Source organism: Blastococcus sp. TML/C7B (genome assembly GCF_016612845.1).
Lineage (GTDB): Bacteria > Actinomycetota > Actinomycetes > Mycobacteriales > Geodermatophilaceae > Blastococcus.
The window spans coordinates 2,082,343-2,097,863 of the sequence record NZ_JAEOAA010000001.1 but is presented as its reverse complement, the minus strand read 5'-3'; the positions used below and the strand labels follow the sequence as shown (position 1 = coordinate 2,097,863).

Here is a 15,521-nt window from a genome sequence, read left to right as displayed (position 1 = left end):
ACGGTCGCAGGTGCGCTCAGCCAGCGATCACCGGCCACCCGCGCCAGCACCCCGACCAGCCGCAGCGCGATGAACAGGCACAGGCCGGTCCAGACACCGGCCAGCCCCCAGCCCAGCGGCGCGGACAGCAGCGACAGCGGCAGGAAGCCGAGGACGGCCGAGCCGACGGTGAGCGTCCGCAGGTAGCCGACGTCGCCGGCGCCCATGAGCACGCCGTCGAGGGCGAACACCACCCCGGCCAGCGGCTGCATGGCGGCGAGGAACCACCAGACGAGCTGCGCCTGGTCGACGACGGCGGGGTCGTCGGTGAACAGCGGCGGGACGAACGCCGCGGAGCGCGAGCAGCACCGCCGCGACGGCGACCCCGGTGCCCAGCCCCCACCGCGCGACGCGGCGGGCGGTGGCCCGCGCGTCGGCCGGTCGGCCGGCCCCGAGGGCGTGGCCGACGAGCGTCTGCGCGGCGATCGCGTAGGCGTCGAGGACCAGCGCGAGGAAGAAGAAGAGCTGGAGCGCGATCTGGTGCGCGCCCAGCTCGGCGGTGCCGGTGCGCGCCGCGACGCCGGCGGCCACGAGGAAGGAGACCTGGAGGACCGCGGCGCGCAGCAGCAGGTCGCGGCCGATGACCAGCTGGGCGAGGACGGACGCCGGGCGCGGCCGCCACGCCGCGCCCTCCCGGGCCAGGGCGCGCAGGAACAACGCGGCGGTGACCGACTGACCGGCCACGTTGGCGACCGCCGAGCCGACCAGGCCCCAGCCGACCACGTGCACGAGCAGGGGGCACAGCACCAGGCTGAGCAGGCTGCCGGCGAGCACGAAGCGCACCGGGCGGCGCAGCTCCTGCACCCCGCGCAGCCAGCCGTTGCCGGCCAGCGACACGAGCAGCAGCGGGAGGCCCAGCGAGGCGATCCGCAGCCACTCCTCCCCCGCCTCGGCCACCGGCCCGGCACCGCCGGCCAGCAGCCGGGTCAACGGGCCCGCGGCGAGCTGGAAGAAGACGAGCACCATCACGCCGAGCGCCGCGGCCAGCCAGGTCGCCTGGACGCCCTCGGCGACGGCTCCGGCCCGGTCCCCCGCGCCGGCCCGCCGCGCGGCCCGCGCCGTCGTGCCGTAGGCGAGGAAGTTCAGCAGCGCCGCGGACCAGGCGAGCAGCCCACCGCCGACGGCGAGCCCGCCGAGCGCGACCGTGCCGAGGTTGCCGACGGCGGCGGTGTCGACCAGCAGGTACAGCGGCTCCGCGGCCAGGACCACCAGCGCCGGCAGCGCCAGCGACAGCACCGACCGCTGAGGGGCAGAAATGGCCATGTCTGCCCCTAGCGGGGGGCGAGCTGGGCGCGCAGCGCCGCGATCGTCCCCTCGCGGTCGAGGTGCGAGGTGTAGCCGGCGGCCAGGGTGTGCCCTCCGCCGCCCAGCGTCGTGGCCACGCGGGCCAGGTCGGTGCCGCCGCGCGAGCGCAGCGAGACCGACCACGAGCCGTCCTCCTGGCCCTTGAGCACGCAGGCGACGTCGGCCTCCTCGGCCGATCGGATGACGTCGACCAGCGCCTCGAGCTGCTCGCCGGGCAGGCCGTGCTCGGCGGCCTCCGCGGTGCTCGACCAGGTCCACACCAGGCCGGCGCCGACGCCGGGCTCGAGGACGGCGCGGCCGGTCACGACCGAGAGCAGACCCAGCCAGCCGAACGGCGCGGTGTCGAACAGCCGGCGGCTGATCGCGGCGTGGTCGATGCCGGTGGCCAGCAGCCGGGCGGCCAGCTCGTGGGTCTGCGGCCGGGTGTTGCCGAACCGGAAGGAGCCGGTGTCGGCCGCCAGCCCGGCGTACAGGCAGGTGGCCAGCTGCTGGTCGAGGGCGACGCCGAGGTCGTCGAGCAGGTCGGCCACCAGGGCCACCGTGGCGGGCGCGCCCGGGTCGACCAGTCGCAGGCCGCCGAACCCGGGGTTGCTGGCGTGGTGGTCGACGACGATCGAGGTGCCCGCGCCGTCGAGCAGCGCGGCGACCTCACCGAGCCGGCCGGGCGAGGCGGCGTCCAGGCTGACGAAGACGTCGGGTGAGCCAGGCAGCGCCGACGACGGCACCAGCCCTTCCGCGCCGGGGAGCCAGCCGAGGGACGCCGGCAGGGTGAACTCGCCCGGGAAGGTCGGCAGCACCCGCGCCCCGCGGCGGCGGAGCCCCTCGGCGAGGGCCAGGGTGCTGCCGAGCGCGTCGGCGTCCGGGTTGACGTGCCCGGAGAGGACGACGGTGGCCCGGGCCTCGGCGGCCTCGGTCAGGACGCCGGCCACGGAGCGGGACACCGCGTCGAGGCCGTCGGGAGGGAGCGGAGCCATGGATCAGGCGTCCGGTCCCGGGTCGGCGACCGGCGGGGCGTTCTGCTCCTCGGTGACGGTGCCACCGCCCACGGGGTAGCTGCTGCCGTCGCCGGGCTCGTCGGAGGCGATGCTCGGCGCCTCGCCGATCTCGCCGTGCTTGCCGCCGTCGGTGGGGTCACCATCGGCGGGGACGGCGCGGCCGCCCAGCACGGAGGTGCCCTGGCCCTCGTCGGGCTCGTACGGGTCGGGGTCGTTCTCGGTCACAGTGCGCTCCTCGTGCCGGCCGGCAGGTCCCCGGTGGTGTCCGCGGTGGTGTCCGCGGTGGTGTCCGCGTCGGCGTCCTGGTCGGTGTCCCCGTCGCCGAGGCCGGCGGGGGTCTCGTCGTCGTCCTCGTCGTCCTCCGCGGGCTTGCGGTAGGGGTCGGCCTCGCCGGCGTACTGCGCGCCCTCGCGGGCGCGGGCCAGCTCGGCATCGGCGTGCCGGGCGCGCTCGAGGGCGTCCTCGAGCTCGCGCGCGGTGTCCGGGACGATGTCGGCGACGAAGGCCAGGGTCGGCACGAACTTGATGCCGGTCTGCTTGCCCACGGTGGAACGCAGGACACCGGTGGCGCTGGTGAGGGCGGCCGCGGAGTCGGCGATCTGCGTCTCGTCGCCGTAGACGGTGTAGAAGACCGTCGCCTCGCGCAGGTCGCTGGTGACGCGCGCGTCGGTGACGGTCACCATGCCCAGCCGGGGGTCCTTGATCTGCGTCTCGATCGCGGCGGAGACGATCTGACGGATGCGCACCGCCAGCTTGCGTGCGCGGGCCGGGTCGGCCATCGGGACTCCTTGGTCAGGGCGTCGGTGGACGCCGGGCGGGCACGGGGGTCAGCTGTCGGTGTCGCTGATCAGCTGACGGTGGGTCGACAGCAGCGTCACCTCGGGTCGTTCGGCCAGCAACCGCTCGCAGGCGTCCAGGACGTCGCGGACCTGGCCGGCGTCCGCGGCGACGGTGGCCAGGCCGACCTGGGCCCTGCGGTGCAGGTCCTGGTCACCGACCTCGGCCGCCGCCACGGAGAAGCGGCGCCGCAGCTCGGCCACGATCGGCCGCACCACGGCGCGCTTGCCCTTGAGCGAGTGGACGTCGCCCAGCAGGAGGTCGGCGGTGAGCGTGCCGGTGAACACGCTCACCGCCTCCCTGCTGCTGCTCGGATCAGACGCGCGGGATCTCACGCATCTCGAAGGTCTGGATCACGTCGTCGACCTTGATGTCGTTGAACGATCCCAGACCGATACCGCACTCGTAGCCCTCGCGGACCTCGGTCGCGTCGTCTTTGAACCGGCGGAGGGACTCCACCGTCAGGTTGTCGGCGATCACGGCACCGTCGCGGAGCAGACGGGCCTTCGAGTTGCGGACGATCGTCCCGGTGCGGACCAGCGAACCGGCGACGTTGCCGATCTTGGGGACGCGGAAGACCTCGCGGACCTCCGCGGTCCCGAGCTGGACCTCCTCGTACTCGGGCTTGAGCATGCCCTTGAGGGCGGCCTCGATCTCGTCGATGGCCTGGTAGATGACCGTGTAGTACCGGACGTCCACGCCCTCGCGGTTGGCCAGCTCGGTCGCCTGGCCCTCGGCCCGGACGTTGAAGCCCAGGACGATGACGTCGTCGGCCAGCGCCAGGTCGATGTCGCTCTTGGTGATGCCACCGACGCCGCGGTGGATGACCCGGAGCGAGATCTCGTCGTCGACCTCGATCTTCATGAGCGCCTCTTCGAGCGCCTCGACGGTGCCCGAGTTGTCGCCCTTGATGATCAGGTTGAGCTGGCGGTTCTCCTTGAGCGCGGCGTCGAGGTCCTCGAGGCTGATCCGCTTGCGCATGGAGGCGTTCTGCGCGTTGCGGATGCGGGCCTGGCGGCGGTCGGCGATCTGCCGGGCCACCCGGTCCTCCTCGACGACCAGGAAGGTGTCGCCGGCGCGGGGCACCGACGTCAGGCCGACGACCTGGACCGGCCGCGACGGCAGGGCTTCCTTGAGCTTGTTGCCGTGCTCGTCGAGCAGCGACCGCACGCGGCCGTACGCGTCGCCGGCCACGATCGAGTCGCCCTGGCGCAGCGTGCCGCGCTGGACGAGCACCGTGGCGACGGGGCCGCGGCCCTTGTCCAGCTTGCCCTCGATGACGACACCCTGCGGGTCCTGCTCGGTGTTCGCGCGCAGGTCCAGCGAGGCGTCGGCGGTCAGCAGGATCGCCGTGAGGAGCTCGTCGAGACCCTGACGGGTCGTCGCCGACACGTCGACGAACATCGTGTCGCCGCCGTACTCCTCGGCCACGAGGCCGTACTCGGTGAGCTGCTGGCGGATCTTGGCGGGGTTGGCCCCCTCCTTGTCGATCTTGTTCACCGCCACGACGATCGGCACCTCGGCGGCCTGGGCGTGGTTGAGCGCCTCGACCGTCTGCGGCATGACGCCATCGTCGGCCGCGACCACCAGCACGACGATGTCGGTGACCTTCGCGCCACGGGCACGCATCGCGGTGAACGACTCGTGACCCGGGGTGTCGATGAAGGTGATCGGACGCTCGTTGTGCTCCAGCTCGGTGACGATCTGGTAGGCGCCGATGTGCTGCGTGATGCCACCGGCCTCCTTCGAGACCACGTTGCTGTGCCGCAAGGCGTCGAGCAGCTTGGTCTTTCCGTGGTCGACGTGACCCATGACGGTGACCACCGGCGGGCGGGACTCCCAGTCGCCCTCGTCGCCCTCTTCGTCGCCGAAGGTGAGGTCGAAGGTCTCGAGGAGCTCGCGGTCCTCGTCCTCGGGGCTGACGACCTGGATGACCCAGCCGATCTCGGCACCGAGCAGCTGCAGCGTCTCGTCGTTCACCGACTGCGTCGCGGTGATCATCTCGCCCAGGTGGAACAGGGCGGTGACCAGCGCGGCCGGCTCGGCGTTGATGCGCTCGGCCAGGTCGGTCAGCGAGGCGCCACGGGGCAGCCGGACGGTCTGCCCGTTGCCGCGGGGCAGGCTGACGCCGCCCATGCTGGGCGCCGCCATGGAGTCGAACTCCTGACGCCGCTGCTTCTTGCTCTTGCGACCGCGGACGGGACCGCGCCCGCCCGGACGGCCGAAGGCACCGGCGGTACCAGCACCCGAGCCACCACGGCCGCGGCCACGGGGGCCACCGCCACCGCGGAAGCCACCACCGGCCGGAGCGCCACCGGGCGCACCGCCGCCACCGGGACGGAAGCCACCGCCGCCACCGGGACCACCGGGACGACCGCCACCACCGGGACCACCGGCGCGACCGCCGGGGCCGGGACGACCGGCACCGGCCGGGCGGCCGGGCATCATGCCCGGGCTCGGGCGCTGCGGCATCATGCCCGGGTTCGGGCGCGGACCGCCGGCACCGGGAGCCGGGCGGGGACCGCCGGCGCCGGGCGCGGGACGCGGGCCGCCGGGACCGGGACGGGGACCGCCCGGACCGGCCGCCGGACGGGGACCGCCCGGAGCGGGCCGGGCACCCGGCGCGGCCGGGCCCGGACGGGGACCGGCGCCGGCACCCGGCACGGGGCCGGCCGCCGCGGCCGGAGGCGCGGCGGGACGGGGCGAGCTGAAGGGGTTGTTGCCCGGGCGCGGCGCCGGCCGCGGGGCGGGACGCGGACCGCCACCGGCGGGCGAACCGCCGGGGGTGGCCGGACGCGGCGCGGCCGGACGGGCCGCGGGGGCCTGGGGGCCTGCGGCGCCGAGGCCGCGGGAGCCTGCGGAGCAGGAGCGGCCGGACGCGGGCCGGGGGCCGGAGCCGCCGGGGGCTGCTGCACCGGCGCAGCGGCAGCGGGGGCCTGCGGAGCCGGGGCGGGAGCCGCCGGGCGCGGGCCGGGGGTCGGTGCGGACGGACGGGCCGCCGCGGGCCCCGGACGGGCGGCGGGCGCGGCGGGGGCGCTCGGCGCGGCCGGGGTGACGCCGGTGGCGGCACCGAGGGCCTCGCGGAGCCGGCGGGCCACGGGGGCCTCGACGGTCGACGAGGCGGACTTCACGAACTCGCCCTGCTCCTTGAGCGTGGCGAGCACGGTCTTGCTGTCGACACCGAACTCCTTGGCGAGTTCGTGTACGCGGGCTTTGCCTGGCACGGGTCTCCTCTTGGTGAGGCCGGCGGCTTGCCCGCTCGACCTCGTCGTTAGTGGCGCATGGTCATCGTGAGAACTTCACGGCTGAGTCATCCGACTTGCGTCCTGTCGACGTGCGGACCGGCCTGGTGCCGGTCCGACTGGAACTTCTCCGATCGGTGGGCGCGGATCGCGCGCTCACCCGCCCGTCCCGGTCCGGTCCGCGGCGGCCTCCGGGGAGGAGCCGAGGACGTGGTCCCGGAGCGGACCGGCCTCCACCTGACTGCCTCCGGGGAGGCGCAGTGCCCGGTGGAAGGCCCGGCGTCGCTCCGCCGCGACCAGGCACCCCGGGGTGGGGTGCACCGAGGCCCCCCTCCCGGGGAGCCGCCGCCGCGGATCCGGGACCAGGGTCCCGGACTCGACGACGACACGCAGCAGATCGGTGACCGGAGCGCGGCGCCGGCAGCCCACACAGGTGCGCACCGGGATCGACGTTTCGGCCACCCTGCACTCTAGCGCGTCGTGGGCCCGCGATGTTCCACGCGTCGGGGCGGCGGCCGGTGAGCGGCCGGCCGGCCCCCCGTCGGGGGCTGCGGCGCACCCGAGCGCAGCGGCGCGCGCCCCACGCCCGGCGACGGCTCGGCCGCGGCGTCCTCGGCCTGGGCGTCGCTGCGGATGTCGATCCGGCAGCCGGTGAGCCGGGCGGCCAGGCGGGCGTTCTGCCCCTCCTTGCCGATGGCCAGCGACAGCTGGTAGTCGGGGACGACGACGCGCACGGCCTTGGCCTGGGCGTCCACGACCCGGGACTCGGTGACCCGCGCCGGGCTCAGCGCCTGGGCGACGAAGGCGGCCGGGTCGTCCGACCAGTCCACGATGTCGATCTTCTCGCCGTGCAGCTCGCTCATGACGTTGCGCACGCGCTGGCCCATCGGTCCGATGCAGGCGCCCTTGGCGTTGAGCCCGGGCACCGCGGTGCGGACGGCGATCTTCGAGCGGGCGCCGGCCTCGCGCGCGACCGCGACGATCTCGACGCTGCCGTCGGCCACCTCGGGCACCTCGAGGGCGAACAGCTTGCGCACCAGGTGCGGGTGGGTGCGCGAGACGGTGACCTGCGGGCCGCGGAAGGTCCGGGCGACCGAGACGACGTAGGCCTTGAGCCGGCTGCCGTGGGCGTAGTCCTCGCCGGGCACCTGCTCGGTGGGCGGCAGCACCGCCTCCACCTTGCCGATGTCGATCAGCACGGTGCCCTGCACGTTGCGGCGGTCGTGCGCCTGCACGATGCCGCTGACGATGTCGCCCTCCTTGCCGGCGTACTCGCCGAAGGTCTGCTCGTGCTCGGCGTCGCGCAGCCGCTGCACGATGACCTGCTTGGCGGTGCTGGCCGCGATCCGGCCGAAGTCGGTCGGGGTGTCGTCCCACTCGCGGACGACCTCGCCGTCGGCCCCCAGCTCCTGGGCCAGCACGGCGACCTCGCCGGTCTTGCGGTCCACGTGCACGCGCACGTGCTTGGCGGCGCCGTCGGCGTGCCGGTAGGCGGTCACCAGGGCGGTCTCGATCGCCTGGATCACCGTGTCGGCGGGGATGTCCTTCTCCCGCTCGACCGCCTTGAGCGCGGTGACGTCGATCTTCACTGTGCTCCTCCTCGCGCCTGCGGCGCGTTCCCCGGCGCGACGTCGTCGTCGAGCTCCGGGTCGTCCATGTCGTCGTCGGTCTGCTCGTCGTCGAGCAGGTCGTCCTCGTCGAGCTCGTCGTCCGCGTCGTCCCCGGCGAGGTCGTCCTCCGCGGGGGCGCGGCCGAACTCCACCTGCACGCGGCCGGCGCCGAGCTCCGCCCACGGCACCTGCCGCGGGGTCGGCGGGCGCTTCTTCGCGCCCGGCTTGCCCTGCGCCTCGACCGCCAGGGTCACCCCGCCGTCCTCCACCGCGAGCACGCGGCCGGTGACCTGCTCGGTCCTGCCGGCCGGCCCCACTACCACGGTGACCAGGCGGCCGGTGTTGCGCCGCCAGTGCCGCTGCTCGGTGAGCGGCCGGTCGACGCCGGGGCTGGTGACCTCCAGCACGTAGGGCGTGCGGCCCATGCCGTCGTCCTCGCTGTCGAGGACCTCCGAGACCGCGCGGCTGACCTCGGCGATGTCGTCGAGGGTCACGCCGGCGTCCCGGTCCACCACGACCCGGACGACGCTGCGGCGGCCGGCGGGGGTGACCACCAGCTCCTCGAGGTCGTAGCCGGCGCCCAGCACGACCGGCTCGATCCACCCGGCGAGGCGGGCGGCGGCGGGGTCGGTGCGGGCGGTGCCACGAGCAGCGGACACGGTCATCTCCTCCTGGCTCGGGCGGCCGCGGGGTGCGGGGCGCGTCCCCGGGCCCGTCCCCCCGGCACGGCCGGGGAGGGTGCTCCGAGGGGAAGAGGTCAGGTTACCGCCCGGCGCGGCGTGCGCGGACCGGGCACCCGTGGGGTGCGAGGGGCGGGCGGGACCCGCCTGCCCCCGGCGTCGACGCGGAACGCGCCCGGCCGCCGCCGTGCCGACCCCGGTCGCCCGCGGCTGCGAGGATGGACCCGATGTCGTCGATCCCCTCCCCCGGCCCGCGGGGCTTCTCGCGGCGGACGCTGCTGGCGGCCTCGGCCGCCGGACTGGCGCTCGTCGCCGCGGGCTGCACCTCCGCCCCGCCGGACGACCGCGAGCTCGTGACCGGCGCGCAGGCCGACCAGCTGTTCGACCAGGTCGGGGTGCAGGAGACGCTCGTCGCGGCGTACACGGCGGCCGGCGCCGCGGACCCGGCGCTCGCCGGCGAGGTGGCCGAGCTGGCGGCGCAGGCCGGCGAGCAGCTGGAGCGGCTGCGCGCCGCCGCGCCGGGCGCCTCGCCGAGCTCGGTCTCCCCCGGTGCTCCCGCGTCCGCCGAGGAGGCCCGCCCCTGGCTGCGGGCGCAGGTGGCAGCGGCCGCCACCTCCCCACGCGGCCGCGTGCGTCACCCAGTCCGGCGCCCGGGCGGCGCTGCTCGGCTCGATCGCCGCGGGCCTCCGCGGCCAGGACGGACCACTCGCATGACGGGAGCCGCGCATGGCTGACGACGGTGCCGGCGAGGGCTCGGGCGAGCTCGCCGCGGAGAACACCGCGCTGGGGCTCGCCCTCGGCGCGGAGCACGCCGCCATCTGGGGCTACGGGGTGGTCGGGGCCGCCCTGGAGCCCGCCTCCCGCGGTGGCGCGGGCGCCGCGGAAGCGGCGCACCGCGACGTCCGCGACCGGGTGGTCGCGCTGCTCGCCGGGCGGTCGGTGGAGCCCACCCCCGCGGAGGGTGGCTACGCGCTGCCGTTCCCGGTGCTGTCCGGGGTGGACGCCGCGGCGCTGGCCGTCGTCCTGGAGGACGGCGTGGCCGCCGCCTGGGTGCGCGTGCTGGACCAGGCCGCCGAGCCGGCCACCCGCGAGCTGGCCCTGGAGGCGCTCAGCGCCGCCGAGGTGCGGGCGGTGAGCTGGCGGTCGGCTGCCGGGCAGACCCCGGTCACCCGCGCGCTGCCCGGGTTGTGACGCTCAGCCCAGCGCGCCGAGGAAGGCGTCGGTGACGGCGACGGCGGCGCCGCTGGACTGCCCGCCCTCGACGAGGACGGCGAAGGCGATCGGCCCCGCGGCGCCGTCGGTGCGGTAGCCGACGAACCAGCCGTGCGAGTCCGGCGGCGTGGCGTTGCCGTACTCGGCCGTCCCGGTCTTGCCGAAGACCTCGCCGCGGTCGGCCAGCGCCGCGGCGGTGCCGGTGAGCACCACCTGCCGCATCATCGGCCGCAGCGCGTCGAGCACCTGCGGGCCCGGGCCGGTCGGCGTCGCCCCGGCCGGCTCGGCGCCGACGACCTCGACCGGCGCGACCGGGGTGCCCCCGGCGATGCCGGCGGCCACGAGGGCCATCTGCGCCGGGCTCACGAGCACCTGCCCCTGCCCGATCGCGTTCGCGGCCTTCGTCGTGCCGGTGCTGTCGCCCGGGACGCTGCCGGAGAAGACGTCGACCGGCAGCTGCCAGTCGGTGCCCACCCCGTAGGCGGCCGCGGCGTCGGCCAGCGCGCTGTCGGGCAGCTGCATCGCCTGCTGGATGAAGGTGGTGTTGCACGACTCGGCGAAGGCCTCGGTGAACGGCACGGTGCCGAGGTCGAACTGGTCCTGGTTCTCGAACTCGCGGCCCTCGACCACCGTCGTCCCGGGGCACGGGACGACGGTGTCGGGCGCGACCGCCCCGGCGGTCAGCAGCGCGGTCGCGGTGATCGTCTTCATGCTCGACCCGGGCGGGAACCGGCCGGCCAGCGCGTTCCCGGCGTCGGCCACCTCGTTGGAGGAGACGGCGAGGATCTCGCCCGTGCCCGGGCGGACGACGACGAGGTGGGTGGGCCGGGTCTCGGCCGCCACCGCGGCGTCGGCGGCGTTCTGGACGGCGGGCACCAGCGGGGTCCGCACCGGCTCGCCGGGCACCGGCGCGACGGCGCCGACCTCGCGGCCCTCGTCGCCGATGCTCTCGTCGAGGGCGACGACGCGGACGGTGAAGCCCGGGGTGCCGGCCAGCTGGTCCTGGAAGGCGCGCTGCAGCCCGGAGGTGCCCAGCTGGTCGCCGGCGGCGTACCGGGGCTCGCCGTCCTCGGCGGTCTCCTCGAGGATCTCGGCGGTGGCCGCCCCGACCCGGCCGAGCAGCGCCTCGGCGAACCGCGGGGTGGGTGCCAGCAGGCGGGTGGCGGTCGGGAAGACCGCGCCGGGGAGGTCGAAGACCTGGGCCCGGATGGCCTCGAAGTCCGGCCGGCGCAGCGTGATGACCGGGACGAACTGGCCCGCCGGCGCGGCCTGCACGTCGGCGGCGATCTCGTCCGCGGCGACGCCGGTGGCCGCCGACAGCGCGGCGGCCAGGGCCGGGAGGTCGGTGACCTGGCCGGGGTCGACGCCCACGTTGACCACCTCGGTGGGGGTGAACAGCGGCGCGCCCGTCGCGTCGGTGACCGGCGCCCGCTCGGGCAGGCTGCGCGCGAGCACCAGGTGCTGGCCCTCGTCGAGACCGGGGTGCACCACGGTGGGCCCCGCGACGACGGCCCAGCCGTCGTCGCCCTCCTCGAGCCGCAGGGTCGCGTCGTAGCTCCAGTCGGGTGCGGCGGCGAGGTCCCAGGTGGCGGTCCAGTCCGCGGTGGCGGTGCCGTCCTCGACGGTGACCGCGCCGAGCTCGGCGGACAGCTCCGCGCCCGGCAGGTCGGTGGCGGTCTGCTCCAGCAGCGCGGCGGCCGCGCCGGGATCGGTCGTCGCCCCCGCGGCGGCGTCGGCGTCGCCGCCGGCCCAGGCGTCGAGGAACGCCTGCGCGGCCGCCCGCACGTCCTCCTCGGAGCTGTCGGAGCAGGCCGACAGCAGGGGTGCGGCGACGATGACCGCGGTCAGCAGGAGGGCGGGTCGCCGCGAGGTGCGCACGGCGGCCAGCCTCCCAGACGACCCCTCCGCGGCGCGGTGGACCCGCGGAGCGCAGGTCAGGGGTCAGGCGTCAGGGCCGGACGTGCTGCTGCCGCGGTATCGCGGTGCTCCGCCGGCAGGGCATGGTGACCAGCGTCGGCCCCGCCGCGCCGTCCGGGAAGGACTCCCACGGGTCGCCGGCCGGGACGTAGTTGTTGCCCGCCATCCACACCTCCAGCGTCTCGTAGGTGAACCCGACGGTGTCGTGGTCGCCCACGTGCGGGGCGGCCACGCGGAGCCCGCCGGGCAGCTGCTCGGTGGTCACCCGGCCCGACGGGCGGAAGTCGGCGTCCACCGGGATGCCGGCGGTCACGTCCAGCCCGATCCGGGTGGACCGGTACCGGGCGAACGGCGGCCCGGCGGCGGGCAGCCGCTGGTCGGCCAGCATCCGCCGGACCTCGCCGAACGCGGCGGCGAGGAAGTCGTCGTACTCGGAGTTCTCCACGTGCCCGTACACCACGGCCACCGTCTGCGGCGGGTGGTCGGACAGCTCGATCAGCCCTGTGGTCATGCCGGCTCCCCGGGGACTGCCCGCGTCGACGGCCTCGGCGCGAGGCCTCCCCATCGTGGACCCCCGGACCCGTCGACGGCACCCCTGCCCGCCCGGCGTCAGAAGAGCACGCTGGAGAACTGCCCGACCTCCCGGAAGCCGACCCGGAGGTAGGCGGCGCGCGCCGCCGCGTTGTAGTCGTTGACGTAGAGGCTGACCACCGGGGCGACGTGCGCGCGGGCGTGCTCGACCACCGCGGCGGTGCCGGCGGCACCGATGCCCCGGCCGCGGTGCTCGGGCGCCACCCAGACGCCCTGCACCTGGCAGGCCGCGCGGCTGACGGCGCCGATCTCGGCCTTGAACACCACGCGCCCGTCCTCGATCCAGGCCAGCGCGCGCCCGGCCCGGACCAGCTCGGCCAGCCGCGCCCGGTACCCGGCCCCGCCGTCCAGGCGCAGCGGGCTGACGCCGATCTCCTCGGTGAACATCGCGACCGCGGCCGGCAGCAGCGTGTCGAGCTCCTCGGGGCGCACCGGCCGCACCCGGGGTTCGGGGACGACGGCCGGCGGGCCCTCGATCGCCATGAGCGGCTGGCGGGGGCGCAGGTCGCGGGCCGGGCCCCAGGCCGGCGCCAGCACCTCCCACAGCGGGGCCACCGAGGCCGTCGGGCCGACGATCGTGCTGCACCGGCGCCCGGCCCGGAGGGCGCGGTCGGCGAACGCCGCCGCGGCGGCGCGCTCCGCGCCCGGGACGGCGAACGGGATGAGGTTCGCCCCGGCCAGGCAGACCGCCTCGAGCGCCCGGCCGGAGCCCACGCCCCACAGCGGCGCGCCCACGGCCGCCGGGGCGGTGCCGGTCAGCTCGACCCGGCCGGCCAGGACGCAGGCGGCCACGGGGTCACCGGCGAGCAGCCGGTGGACCGCGGCCTCGTCACCCTCGTCGAGGACGCGGGCCGTCGGGGTGGTGGGGGACCCGGGCGAACGGAGCACGAGGGGCGGGAGGAGCGCCGGTCAGCTGACGGAGACGACCGGCGGGCCGGACGGCGCACCCGCGTCGGTGACCTCGCCGGCGATCCGCATGGCCTCCTCGATCAGCGTCTCCACGATCATCGACTCGGGCACGGTCTTGACGACCTCGCCCTTGACGAAGATCTGCCCCTTGCCGTTGCCGGAGGCGACGCCGAGGTCGGCCTCGCGCGCCTCGCCGGGGCCGTTGACGACGCAGCCCATGACCGCGACGCGCAGCGGGACCTCCATGCCCTCCAGCCCGGCGGTCACCTCGTCGGCCAGCTTGTAGACGTCGACCTGCGCGCGCCCGCACGAGGGGCAGCTGACGATCTCCAGGCCGCGCTGCTTGAGGTTCAGCGACTCCAGGATCTGGTTGCCGACCTTGACCTCCTCGGCCGGCGGGGCCGACAGGGAGACGCGGATGGTGTCACCGATGCCCTGGGACAGCAGCGCACCGAAGGCGACGGCGGACTTGATCGTGCCCTGGAACGCCGGGCCGGCCTCGGTGACGCCGAGGTGCAGCGGGTAGTCGCACTGCGCCGCGAGCAGCTCGTAGGCGCGGACCATGACGACCGGGTCGTTGTGCTTGACCGAGATCTTGATGTCGCGGAAGTCGTGCTCCTCGAACAGCGAGCACTCCCACAGCGCGGACTCGACCAGCGCCTCCGGGGTCGCCTTGCCGTACTTGGCCAGCAGCCGCTTGTCGAGGGAGCCGGCGTTGACGCCGATGCGGATCGGGATGCCGGCGTCCTTGGCCGCGCGGGCGATCTCGCCGACCTTGTCGTCGAACTTCTTGATGTTGCCCGGGTTCACCCGGACCGCGGCGCAGCCGGCGTCGATCGCGGCGAACACGTAGCGCGGCTGGAAGTGGATGTCGGCGATCACCGGGATCTGCGACTTCTTGGCGATCGTCGCGAGCGCCTCGGCGTCGTCGGTGTCGGGCACCGCCACGCGCACGATCTGGCAGCCCGAGGCGGTCAGTTCGGCGATCTGCTGCAGCGTCGCGTTGATGTCCGCGGTCTTGGTGGTGCACATCGACTGGACGCTGACCGGGAAGTCGCTGCCGACGCCGACGCCGCCCACGTCGAGCTGGCGGGTCTTCCGCCGCGGAGCGAGGACGGGCGGGGGTGCAGCCGGCATGCCGAGGCCGACGGGGATCGCCATGCCCGCCAGTATCCCCCGCGCCGCCGCGGATGCCCGCCGCACGGCTGTGACGTGCGCCGTCGGGTCAGCCGGCGACCGCGGCGGCCTCGGCTGCCAGCGCGTCCAGGACGACCTGCACCGAGCGGCGGGCGGCCCGGTCGGGGCGGGACAGGGCTTCGACGACCCGGCCCGCGCGCAGGTCCGCCAGGGGCACCAGCGCCAGCCGCCCCTCCGCCCGCTCCTGGGTGGTGTGCCGGGGCAGCAGCGCGATGCCGTGCCCCCCGGCGACCAGCTTCTCGATGAGCGGCAGGTGGGTCGTGCGGCGCACGACGCGCACCGGGCGGCGGGCCTGCGCCGCCAGCGCGGTCAGCACGCGGTCGATCGGGAACTCCGGCGGCGGCACGATCCAGTCCTCGTCGATGACGTCGCCCGGGCTCACCCGGTCGCGCCCGGCGAGCGGGTGGTCCAGCGGCAGCGCGACGTCCAGCGGCTCGCGGAGCAGCAGGCGGACCTCCAGGCCGTCGCGCCGCGGGGGGACGACGTCGTCCGAGCGGTGCGCGACGACGACGTCGTAGTCGGCGGTCAGGCCCGCGAAGTCGTCCTGCAGGACGTCCTCGTCGACGGTCTCCAGGACGACGTCGGGATGCGCCGCCATCCGGTCGAGCAGACCGGGGACCAGGAGCTCCCCGGCCGAGTGGAAGGTCGCCAGCCGCACCGTGCCACCGACCCCGCCGCGGTAGCGCTGCCAGTCGGCCTCCGCGGTGGCCAGGGCGGTGGAGACGCTCGCCGCGATCCCGGCGAGCGCCCGGCCGGCGTCGGTCAACCGCACCCCGCGCCCGGCCCGCTCGACCAGGACGACGCCGAGCCGGCGCTGCAGCACCTTGAGCTGCTGGGAGACCGCCGACGGCGAGAGCCGGGTGGCCCGGGCCGCCGCGGTCACGGACCCGTGCTCGGCCAGCTCCCGGAGGACGGCGAGGTGCGCGACGTCCACCCGCTCCCACAACCCGCTGTCGACCATGAAGCAACGCTACAAGGTCGGTGCAC

At 75.9% G+C, this 15,521-nt stretch carries 17 protein-coding genes; 2 read left to right on the top strand and 15 right to left on the bottom strand.

The features are described from left to right. Positions 1-27: 27 nt before the first annotated feature. The 10 genes from JKP76_RS10240 to rimP all read right to left on the bottom strand — a co-directional run bounded on the left by JKP76_RS10240 (position 28) and on the right by rimP (position 8,687). On the bottom strand, positions 28-1,302 hold the full coding sequence (locus JKP76_RS10240; protein WP_242471257.1) for an MATE family efflux transporter: 1,275 nt from the start codon (positions 1,300-1,302) through the stop codon (positions 28-30). Positions 1,303-1,310: 8 nt separating this feature from the next. Next, positions 1,311-2,318 carry a bifunctional oligoribonuclease/PAP phosphatase NrnA gene (locus JKP76_RS10235; protein ID WP_200490738.1) on the bottom strand — a complete coding sequence of 336 codons (1,008 nt, stop codon included), beginning with the start codon at positions 2,316-2,318 and terminating at the stop codon, positions 1,311-1,313. Positions 2,319-2,321: 3 nt separating this feature from the next. Then, positions 2,322-2,564 (bottom strand): hypothetical protein, encoded by a 243-nt coding sequence (locus tag JKP76_RS10230; RefSeq protein ID WP_200490737.1) that lies wholly within the window; start codon positions 2,562-2,564, stop codon positions 2,322-2,324. Next, positions 2,561-3,118 carry a 30S ribosome-binding factor RbfA gene (gene rbfA, locus JKP76_RS10225; RefSeq protein ID WP_242471256.1) on the bottom strand — a complete coding sequence of 186 codons (558 nt, stop codon included), beginning with the start codon at positions 3,116-3,118 and terminating at the stop codon, positions 2,561-2,563. The genes JKP76_RS10230 and rbfA overlap by 4 nt, the downstream gene beginning before the upstream one ends. 48 nt (positions 3,119-3,166) lie before the next feature. Then, positions 3,167-3,469, bottom strand: coding sequence for a DUF503 domain-containing protein (locus JKP76_RS10220; RefSeq protein ID WP_309229830.1), 303 nt, complete (start codon positions 3,467-3,469; stop codon positions 3,167-3,169). Between the two features lie 22 nt (positions 3,470-3,491). Then, positions 3,492-5,327: a translation initiation factor IF-2 gene (infB, locus tag JKP76_RS20825; protein ID WP_242471255.1), complete on the bottom strand. Its 1,836-nt coding sequence runs from the start codon at positions 5,325-5,327 to the stop codon at positions 3,492-3,494. 320 nt (positions 5,328-5,647) lie between these two features. After that, a complete protein-coding gene (locus JKP76_RS20815; protein WP_309232968.1) occupies positions 5,648-6,340 on the bottom strand; it encodes a hypothetical protein in 693 nt (230 codons plus the stop codon). 234 nt (positions 6,341-6,574) lie between these two features. After that, positions 6,575-6,847: a YlxR family protein gene (locus JKP76_RS23410; protein WP_200491376.1), complete on the bottom strand. Its 273-nt coding sequence runs from the start codon at positions 6,845-6,847 to the stop codon at positions 6,575-6,577. Positions 6,848-6,888: 41 nt separating this feature from the next. Continuing rightward, the gene (gene nusA, locus JKP76_RS10205; RefSeq protein ID WP_200490736.1) at positions 6,889-8,007 is read right to left on the bottom strand and encodes a transcription termination factor NusA; all 1,119 of its coding nucleotides are present in this window, start codon (positions 8,005-8,007) and stop codon (positions 6,889-6,891) included. Then, the gene (gene rimP / locus JKP76_RS10200) at positions 8,004-8,687 is read right to left on the bottom strand and encodes a ribosome maturation factor RimP (RefSeq protein ID WP_200490735.1); all 684 of its coding nucleotides are present in this window, start codon (positions 8,685-8,687) and stop codon (positions 8,004-8,006) included. Before rimP ends, nusA begins: the two co-directional genes overlap by 4 nt. Positions 8,688-8,935: 248 nt before the next feature. Between rimP and JKP76_RS10195 the strand changes: the two genes are divergently transcribed. Continuing rightward, complete coding sequence (locus tag JKP76_RS10195; protein WP_242471254.1) at positions 8,936-9,442, top strand: hypothetical protein; 507 nt, start codon at positions 8,936-8,938, stop codon at positions 9,440-9,442. Beyond that, positions 9,435-9,899 carry a ferritin-like domain-containing protein gene (locus tag JKP76_RS10190; protein WP_200490734.1) on the top strand — a complete coding sequence of 155 codons (465 nt, stop codon included), beginning with the start codon at positions 9,435-9,437 and terminating at the stop codon, positions 9,897-9,899. The genes JKP76_RS10195 and JKP76_RS10190 overlap by 8 nt, the downstream gene beginning before the upstream one ends. A gap of 3 nt (positions 9,900-9,902) precedes the next feature. On the opposite strand, the gene JKP76_RS10185 is transcribed toward JKP76_RS10190, so the two are convergent. From JKP76_RS10185 to JKP76_RS10165, 5 genes are all read right to left on the bottom strand, one after another. Continuing rightward, positions 9,903-11,798, bottom strand: a complete 1,896-nt coding sequence (locus JKP76_RS10185; RefSeq protein WP_200490733.1) for a penicillin-binding transpeptidase domain-containing protein — start codon at positions 11,796-11,798, stop codon at positions 9,903-9,905. Between the two features lie 70 nt (positions 11,799-11,868). Continuing rightward, positions 11,869-12,348 (bottom strand): GyrI-like domain-containing protein, encoded by a 480-nt coding sequence (locus JKP76_RS10180; RefSeq protein ID WP_200490732.1) that lies wholly within the window; start codon positions 12,346-12,348, stop codon positions 11,869-11,871. Between the two features lie 98 nt (positions 12,349-12,446). After that, positions 12,447-13,316 carry a DUF4081 domain-containing GNAT family N-acetyltransferase gene (locus JKP76_RS10175; protein WP_200490731.1) on the bottom strand — a complete coding sequence of 290 codons (870 nt, stop codon included), beginning with the start codon at positions 13,314-13,316 and terminating at the stop codon, positions 12,447-12,449. Between the two features lie 21 nt (positions 13,317-13,337). After that, complete coding sequence (gene ispG, locus JKP76_RS10170; RefSeq protein ID WP_200490730.1) at positions 13,338-14,498, bottom strand: flavodoxin-dependent (E)-4-hydroxy-3-methylbut-2-enyl-diphosphate synthase; 1,161 nt, start codon at positions 14,496-14,498, stop codon at positions 13,338-13,340. 64 nt (positions 14,499-14,562) lie between these two features. Then, the gene (locus JKP76_RS10165) at positions 14,563-15,495 is read right to left on the bottom strand and encodes a LysR family transcriptional regulator (protein ID WP_200490729.1); all 933 of its coding nucleotides are present in this window, start codon (positions 15,493-15,495) and stop codon (positions 14,563-14,565) included. Between the last annotated feature and the right edge of the window lie 26 nt (positions 15,496-15,521).